Source organism: Acinetobacter sp. 1424608, assembly GCF_000588255.1.
GTDB classification, from domain to species: domain Bacteria; phylum Pseudomonadota; class Gammaproteobacteria; order Pseudomonadales; family Moraxellaceae; genus Acinetobacter; species Acinetobacter nosocomialis.
Genome location: NZ_JFXL01000040.1, coordinates 1 through 7,328 on the forward strand (window position 1 = coordinate 1; position 7,328 = coordinate 7,328).

The following is a 7,328-nucleotide window of genomic DNA, read 5'->3' on the forward strand; positions in this document are numbered from 1 at the left end:
GTCACGATTTTATGATTGGCTAAAACGAGGCATGAATAAAAGATTGGTTCAGCGAAATCAACAGACAATTTTGGTCAAAATAGCTCATGAGGAAACTAAACAAAGCTATGGCTATATTCGATTAACTAAGCATTTACAAGCGCAAGGTATCAAAATCAGTACGTATGCTGTACGTCAAATAAAAAAGCTCAACCAGCTGTATTGTAAGCGTCATAAGCGTTTCAAAAGAACTACGAAGAGTGATCATAATCGAGCGATCTACGCAAATTTACTAGAGCAACAGTTTTCAATGACTAAGCCCAATCTTGCATGGTCAAGCGATATTACATACATTTGGACTGCTGAAGGTTGGTTATACTTGGCAGCAGTAAAAGACCTGTACACGAAACAAGTGGTTGGCTATAGCTTAAATGAGCGTATGACCGCACAACTTGTTTGCAATGCACTGACTATGGCGATTCGTAATCAAAAACCAACGAAAGGCTTAATTATTCATTCGGACAGAGGCAGCCAATATTGCAGCCATGAATATCGAAAGATACTGGAAAAATGTGATTTTCAAGGTTCAATGAGCAAACGTGGGGACTGTTACGATAATGCACCGATTGAAAGTTTCTGGGGCATACTCAAGAATGAATTAGTGCATCATTGCAACTATAAAACCAGAGATGAAGCTAAAGCAGATATTACAAAATACATTGTGTTATTTTATAATCAGCGAAGAATTCAAAAGAGTTTGGATTTTAAAACGCCAAATCAAATAGCAGAGAACTTTTATCGGTTAGCTGCCTAGCATATCCCAAGTGAAAGTCTCCTGCTAATTCAGCACATATCAGGTTTGAATGACGCGGACATTGACCACAGTGATGATCAGGCGACCAAAGCAGGTTGGATACAGGCGAGTCTTGAGAAGATTAAGAGTACGCCTTTTGCGCTAGAGCCTAAGCACCTGACACACTAGATGTACCCGAAAAGGGGCTAGTGAGACTAACGGACACGTTAGCTGGTGGATATGCGATGCAATTGATCTAAATTAATTTCAAAGCACCAGAACCGGCTCAGTTGTGCCCAAAGCGGATGTTCGCAAAAAATAATCTTCTCTTGATACCGCAGATTAAAGTGGATGTTCGATATGGCCTTTTAAAGGTAGAAAACTTAGTATTTAGACGCCTACCTTCTAGAGAAATAACGCAAATGAATAAAATGCTACCATCAACTTAAAATCATGATATGTCACGGCAAACTTCACACTTTCTAACTGTTGGCATAAACAACATACCATCCATCTACTGAAGTAGAAATTTTTTGAAATGTGCCGATGGTGTATTTTCAAGCATATTGCTACGACAAATAACGTAAAGATTTTTGTAGGGGGTGATCCCTTCAATTTTAACGCTTCTTAGTCGACCACTCTCGCACTCATCGACCACAGACGAAGAGATCACCAATGAAATCCCCAAGCCTGCCTGTACTGCCCGTTTAACCGCCTCTGTGCTTCCAAGCTGCATAGATACACCAATAGAATCTGCCACGCTTCCGAAAAAATGCTGTAACAGACGCCCTGTGCCGCTACTTGTTTCTCCCCCCAGCAATTTCTCTCCCTTCAGCCAATCTAATGGAATACTCGCCAATTTGGCCCACGGATGCTCCACCGGCACAATCACAGCTAGTTCTTCACTTCGCCAAACGCATGCATCAAATCCCTCTCGTTGATCCCACCATTCCATAATGGCCACATCGACTTCAAAGTTTTCCAGTTTTTTCACAATGGTAAGATTATCGCCAATGACTACATCAAAATTGCAAGTTGCTGTTTTCTTGAACCGCCTCAAGTGCGGTGGCAATACATAGATGCCGATATTCGAGCTCGCGCCTATTACAAGACGATTTGTGTCGAATAATGCGCACGCTCTGGATCCGGTGCGCACTAGGTTTTCCGCATAAGGCAAAAACACTTTGCCTTCCTCTGTGAGCGTACAACCTGCGTTGTTTCGCACAATCAGATTGACACTCAGCGACTCTTCTAGGCGCCTAACATGCTGAGTCACAGCTGACTGTGAGAGCCCTGTGTGCTTGGCTGCTTCACGAAAGCCACCCCGATTCACGACAGCCAGAAAAGTAACTACGCGTTCAAGATTGATCAATTAACGCCTTCCAAAATTGGATTATTGATAGCATCGGATGGCCTTTGGCCGGTCAGTGCCTGTAAGATATTATTGGCTGCTAGTTTCTCGATTTCGAAACGCACGTCGTCGACCGCAGACCCCAAATGTGGGGTGAAAAATGTTTGCGCTGTATTGGTCAGTAACTCCTGCGGAATAGCTGTTGGCCTATCAACACGGATCCACTCTTCCAATTCGAAAACATCTGCCGCATAACCCGCCAATTTTCCAGATTCAAGTGCTTCGGCAACAGCTAATTCATCGACAACTGAACCACGACACGCATTGATCAAGTAGCTTCCTGTGCGCATTGTGCCAATTGTTTCTGCATTCAATAAGTGCAAAGTTTGCGGCGTCATTGGCAGCATAGGTACAACAAAGTCACTGCTACTTAATAATTCATCGAGACTCACCTGTCGTGCATTCCAGGCCTTTTCCTGCTCTTGATTCAAGGCGATGTCATCGCAATAAAGCACCCGCATATCAAAACTCGATAAGCGCTTCGCAATCGCTCGCCCGACCGCACCCATACCGATGATTCCGAGTGTGCGTCCTGTTAAACCCGTTCCGTATAGTTCCGGTCTCCACCCGTTAAATCCGTGAGTTCGGATACGGCGATCCCCCTCGGCCAGATGGCGAGTCAGGCCAAGAAGCAATCCAATTGTCAGCTCCGCCGTTGGGATGGTCAGAAGGTCCGGCACGATGCTGAACCAAATACCACGGCGGGTACAAGCATCGACATCAAAGTTGTCATAGCCTTTGAGTGCTGCACCTACAATCTTCAATTTAGGGCAGGACGCAAGAAAATCATCATCGATACTGTCAGGCATGAATACCATTAGTGCGTCAGCATCCTTTGCTCTCTCCAGCAATTCTGCGCGCGACATAGTATCGCGGGTCATGTTGGGAACGACATCCGCAACAGATTGTAAATAATCGATAATTTCAGGATGAACCCAGTGGGTAAGAACTATTTTTTGTTTCATGTGGACCCTCATGTGTATACCGGATTTTTTATATGGGTTAGCTACTTGAACTTGCGACGCAAGAATGAACTGAATGTATCAACTAGCGTCACCATCCCAAGAATGACCAGCAATATCGCGGATACTTCTTGGTATTGCATAAGACGCAGCGATCCTATCAACTCGAAACCTATACCGCCGGCACCGACCATTCCCATCACCGTTGAGGCGCGAAAATTGTATTCCCACCGATAAATCGCGGTGTCGGCCATTTGCGGTAATACTTGCGGAAAAATGCCATGAAATATCACTTGTAGCGGGCTGCAACCTGCGGCCTGCGCAGCTTCAACTGGTGCTTGATCTGTATGCTCAATCGCTTCCGCAAAAAACTTAGCGATCATGCCGATTGAGTGCAGGCCTAATGCCAACACACCCGGCAGTGCACCAAAGCCGACAGCTGCCACGAAAACTATACCCATAATAAGCTCAGGAACAGATCTCAACACATTTAACAGAGCACGCGCAGCCTGATAGACCGCTGGATGTGGACTGGTATTGCGTGCAGCCAAAATACCCAAGGGCACGGACAAAAGCACAGCGATGGCGGTTCCAGCAATACTCATGGCTAAGGTATCGAGCACTGGCTTGACCCATGCTCTCCACTCACTAAAGTTGGGAGGGAACATCTCACCAATGAGACTAACAAGACTTGGCACGCCTTCGCCTAAACGCTCACCATCAAATAGACCAACGTAATACCAACATCCGACGACAATAGCTAAAATCAATATCACATACCTAACTACTCGATTCCAGCTTTGGCGCTGCTCTGACAATATGGCTTCGAAGTTCGTATTCATTGTAGAGACCTCAAAAAATTAGAACTTGGAAAAATCTAGCTTTAGCAAACTACCTAAATCACGCACGACATCGTAATCCTTATCTGTTACAGGCCCGAATCCTTCAGCCTTGAATGGTTTCAACACGTTCGGATCTTTCAAATCGAGGAAGGCAGCACGAATTTTTTCTTTAAGCTCTGGTTTTAAGTTAGAGCGCATAGCCCATGGGTACTGAGGAAACGGTTTTGACTCCGCTAAGACCTTCACTTTGTTTAGATCGATCAAGCCGCTCAGAACGAGCGATTTGAAAATGGGCTTGCTCAGACCACCGGCCTGCGCGTGTCCATTCTGAACTGCCATCGCCACTGCATCGTGAGCGCCTACGAAATGCTCCTTGTAATCCGTTCCGGCAAATAATCCTTTATCAGCAAGCATTGATTTGGGGATCAGGTGGCTGGATGTAGAGGCCTTGTCACCCCAGGCAACGGCTTTTTTCTTGATATCTGTGATGTTGTTGATGCCCGCCGCCTTATTCACAATTAGCACTGACTGATAAGTTGTTGTGCCTTTTTGTTGCATTGCTGCAAATGGTTCAATCTTACTTTTCTGTTTGGCCAATACATAAGACAAGGGCCCAAAATATGCAAGATCAATACGACCGAACCGCATTGCTTCAATCATTGATGAATAGTCAGTGGTAACAATAAGCTCAATCTTTTTGCCCAGAGCTTTTTCAAGATACATCTCTAGAGGCTTATTATTTTTAATGACGGTTGATGCATTTTCATCAGGCAAGAGAGCAACTTTTAATGTGCCGGGGTCAGGATTAGGTGCGGCATATGTGACACTACCTAAGAGGCTAAACAATATTAGAGCCAGTACAGCGAATAGCTTTTTCATGGTTATTTCTCCTCAGTTCTTAAGTTAAACAATGGTTATGAGTAATATTTGGAATGTTTGAATTCAATTGCGCTTTTTGTTCATAGAGTTCAGTTACATGCGTTTGTGTCAGAGCCGCTGGTATTGCATCGAACACAACCTTGCCATGAGCCAGACCGACGATTCGGTCAGCATAGCGTTTAGCGAGATCGACTTGATGTAGGCTGACTACAGCGGTTATGCCGTCTTCTTTGCATATCTGGTGTAAGAGCGCCAAGACTTTGTTGGCGGTTGCTGGATCAAGGCTTGCCACAGGCTCGTCTGCCAAAACAAGTGCCGGTCGCTGCGCTAATGCCCGAGCTATACCCACGCGTTGTTGCTGACCGCCACTTAACTCATCCACTCGTGAGAGTGCTTTGTGAAGTAGCCCAACGCGGTCAAGGCTGTGTAATCCAATAGATTGATCCTCCTTCGATAGAGGAAAAAGAGTACGAAGCGTCGAGTGATAACCTAGTCTACCCATTAGCACATTTTGCAAAACAGAAAGTCGACCAATTAATTGATGCTGCTGGAATATCATGCCAGTACGCCGACGATGCTCTTGCAATATTTTTTTGTCCAACAATGAACCTAACATTGTAATGTTTATATTGCCGTTAGTGGGTTTTTGCATCAGGTTAAGACAACGGAGCATTGTTGATTTGCCTGCACCAGAGGCACCGAGCAACACTGAAAACTGTCCCTGTTGAAACGTGAGTGAAGTTGGATGCAACGCAATCATTTGTCCGTACTGGACGGTAATATTTTGAAGTTGAATCATTGCTGCCAGACCCTCGTTGTTGTAATCAATCTTTATTTTTGATTACGAAATCAGATAATGAGGTGAGCATAACGACTCAATGTTACAGTTTTATTGCGAGCAATTAGCAATCGCACTCAAACGCTTGGCTATAAGACTTCCAATTGGTATGCAGTGAGGCGCCGGTAATTGGCGGAGCTAGCTGGGAGGGGTTTAGCAGGATTTTAAGGCACACCCTGGCGTCCGCTTCTGGCCGAACGCAGCTGGAAGGCTCAAAATAGGTCGAGACACATTAAAATTACGTCACTACTCATAAGTGGCGATTATGTAAAATCGTTTGCGTGGCTTTTAACCTACTACTAATCAATACAGAGAGTGCTGTGGATAAGTGTCTTTACGGATTCCTTTTACTACAGACTCGTTGAAGTTGTAGCAAAACTCGAAGTACAAATATTTTATTTTTGGTGATGCGCGGCTATTTGAAAAGTAGCGAAGTTGTTGCGCTTTAGTGAGCTGGAATTTGAATAGCAGCATGAAATATGTTTGTTATTTGGACCGCTTTAATGGGTAAAATTCGGCTGGGAGTTTCGCTACAGCCTCGTTAGGCATGGCCATGAAAATATTCCTAGATAGTAATATTGTTAGGCACTCTGCAACTACATATCGCACTATGGATATCTATTTTGGCGGGGGTAACGCATCATTGTCATATCGTCGAAACAGGCAATGAGTCTTGGCGCTTTAAAGAATCGAGTACCAAGGGAATTGCAACAAAGCGAACTAAACCACGACAAACCAAAATAGATCAGGAGGAGTTAGCCATCAATTAATTGAGTTTCACGACTGTAATATTTTAACAACTACGTGGGTCAATTTTAGATGCAAATAGTGGGTCAGTTTTTAGTGACATTTGACAATTGCAGCGTTAAAGTGAACGGATAGCGCGAAGAATGCGGCCATAAAAATAAGTGTGCCGAGCAGACTCATAAGGGCAGGGAGATGCTTTTTAATTTCGTTTTTGTAAATCGTTATTTTGATATGCAACATATGGATCAATCCTGATAAATTAGGCAATACCTGCATGTCAATGCAGATTCATTTTATACGCCAGCAACCCCTTGCTGGCGTTTTTTTTATGGGACTAACCATACCTGTTAATTCTGACAGGTAGTCTCCTGATGTGTGCTGAGAAAACAGGAGGTTTTAACTTGGTAAACTATAGACACTCATCAGGAGTTTACCATGAGCAAGAAACAGAAGACTTACACCGCAGAATTTAAAGTTGAAGCAATAAAATTGATTGAAGCCAATCAAGGCAATGTATCGGAAACAGCCAGACAACTTGGCATTTCAATGCAAACTCTTTCAAATTGGAATAATAAAGCAAAGACTGGCACCTTAGCAGGCACTAAACAATATTCACCTGATCTAAATGCCTTACTCGAAGAAAATAAAAAGCTCAAACAACAGCTCAAAACAGCTGAAATGGAACGTGAATTTCTAAAAAAGGCAGCAGCGTACTTTGCGAAAGAAAGTCAGTAAGGTACGCCTATATGAAACAGCAAAGATATTTATTCCCGATTAGCTTTATGGCTAGATTACTTCACGTTTCAGTGTCACGATTTTATGATTGGCTAAAACGAGGCATGAATAAAAGATTGGTTCAGCGAAATCAACAGACAAT

General features: G+C 43.8%; 7 protein-coding genes and 2 pseudogenes. 4 read left to right on the forward strand and 5 right to left on the reverse strand.

Annotated elements, in window-relative coordinates:
* Both J678_RS22620 and J678_RS23960 read left to right on the forward strand, forming a co-directional pair.
* The coding region (locus J678_RS22620) for an IS3-like element ISAba21 family transposase (protein WP_032027564.1) at window positions 1-793 on the forward strand (793 nt) is incomplete at its 5' end.
* Window positions 794-838: 45 nt separating this feature from the next.
* Entirely contained in the window at window positions 839-961 is a 123-nt protein-coding gene (locus J678_RS23960; protein WP_009584542.1) for a hypothetical protein, read from the forward strand.
* A gap of 325 nt (window positions 962-1,286) precedes the next feature.
* Here the strand turns inward: J678_RS23960 and J678_RS22625 are convergent, their stop codons facing one another.
* From J678_RS22625 to phnC, 5 genes are read right to left on the reverse strand one after another with little or no spacing between them, the layout of a single operon-like run.
* Complete coding sequence (locus J678_RS22625) at window positions 1,287-2,144, reverse strand: LysR family transcriptional regulator (RefSeq protein ID WP_009389225.1); 858 nt, start codon at window positions 2,142-2,144, stop codon at window positions 1,287-1,289.
* Window positions 2,141-3,148 (reverse strand): phosphonate dehydrogenase, encoded by a 1,008-nt coding sequence (locus J678_RS22630; RefSeq protein ID WP_004757466.1) that lies wholly within the window; start codon window positions 3,146-3,148, stop codon window positions 2,141-2,143. The genes J678_RS22625 and J678_RS22630 overlap by 4 nt, the downstream gene beginning before the upstream one ends.
* Window positions 3,149-3,189: 41 nt before the next feature.
* Window positions 3,190-3,987: a phosphonate ABC transporter, permease protein PhnE gene (gene phnE / locus J678_RS22635; protein WP_004757464.1), complete on the reverse strand. Its 798-nt coding sequence runs from the start codon at window positions 3,985-3,987 to the stop codon at window positions 3,190-3,192.
* 18 nt (window positions 3,988-4,005) lie between these two features.
* Window positions 4,006-4,866: a phosphate/phosphite/phosphonate ABC transporter substrate-binding protein gene (gene phnD / locus J678_RS22640; protein WP_009389226.1), complete on the reverse strand. Its 861-nt coding sequence runs from the start codon at window positions 4,864-4,866 to the stop codon at window positions 4,006-4,008.
* A gap of 19 nt (window positions 4,867-4,885) precedes the next feature.
* Window positions 4,886-5,665 (reverse strand): phosphonate ABC transporter ATP-binding protein, encoded by a 780-nt coding sequence (gene phnC, locus J678_RS22645; RefSeq protein ID WP_009389228.1) that lies wholly within the window; start codon window positions 5,663-5,665, stop codon window positions 4,886-4,888.
* 626 nt (window positions 5,666-6,291) lie between these two features.
* Here phnC and J678_RS24060 point away from each other — a divergent pair.
* A pseudogene (locus J678_RS24060) lies at window positions 6,292-6,390 on the forward strand (ATPase); the annotation flags it as partial.
* Between the two features lie 496 nt (window positions 6,391-6,886).
* Window positions 6,887-7,328: pseudogene (locus J678_RS22650) on the forward strand (transposase); the annotation flags it as partial.

What these genes read in the sequence shown, in the direction of transcription:
- J678_RS22630 (WP_004757466.1), bottom strand. Translation starts at nt 3,148, where the DNA reads ATGAAACAAAAAATAGTTCTTACCCACTGGGTTCATCCTGAAATTATC.
- phnE (WP_004757464.1), bottom strand. Translation starts at nt 3,987, where the DNA reads ATGAATACGAACTTCGAAGCCATATTGTCAGAGCAGCGCCAAAGCTGG.
- phnD (WP_009389226.1), bottom strand. Translation starts at nt 4,866, where the DNA reads ATGAAAAAGCTATTCGCTGTACTGGCTCTAATATTGTTTAGCCTCTTA.
- phnC (WP_009389228.1), bottom strand. Translation starts at nt 5,665, where the DNA reads ATGATTCAACTTCAAAATATTACCGTCCAGTACGGACAAATGATTGCG.